Raw genomic sequence first — 683 nt, 5'->3', positions numbered from 1 at the left:
CTTTAAACATCGCGCTATTACGCAGACTTTGGGTGATGATACCGCCAGTCAAACCAAAGCGCGTATCATTGGTCATGGCAATCGCTTCTTCTAAATTCTTGACGCGCAAGACACAGGCCAGCGGAGCAAATACTTCTTCTTGGTTAATATCCCAGCTGTTGTCAGTCTCAGTAAACAAGGTCGGCGACATATAGTAGCCGTCATGTGGCATCTCTAACCGCTCACCACCAAAGGCTAAATTGGCACCGGCTTGCTTGGCTTTTTCGATCCAATCCATGTTTGATGCCAACTGCTTGTCATCGACCACAGGTCCCATAAAGATACCGTCGTCAAGCGCATGACCAACCTTTAGCGTTTTCATTTTGGCGACCACACCGTCGACGAAGGCATCATGGATACTGTCCATGACGATAAGACGTGAAGAGGCGGTACATTTTTGTCCTGAGCCCCCAAATGCACCAGCAACCGCTGTATCGATGGCCGTTTGTAAGTCAGCATCATCAGCGATGACCAAGGCATTTTTACTGCCCATCTCAAGCTGGCAGCGGATGAAGTTCGGCGCCGTAGCAGCAGCGACCTTGCGACCTGTGGGCACAGAGCCTGTAAAGCTGACCGCATCAATGTCTTTAGAATTGATGAGCGCATCACCTACGCTAGAGCCGCCACCTAATAGCAAGTTAAAC

The 683-nt window shown here is 49.9% G+C and carries 1 protein-coding gene; it reads right to left on the bottom strand.

The genetic code is table 11. The annotated features are described in order from the left end of the window. A partial coding sequence (locus ACS8FD_RS20945) for an aldehyde dehydrogenase family protein (RefSeq protein ID WP_439277285.1) occupies nt 1-683 on the bottom strand: 683 nt, incomplete at both ends.

The organism is Psychrobacter sp. 1U2 (genome assembly GCF_051847575.1).
Note: the sequence above shows the minus strand (reverse complement) of the source record. Positions and strands in the feature narration are given on the sequence as shown.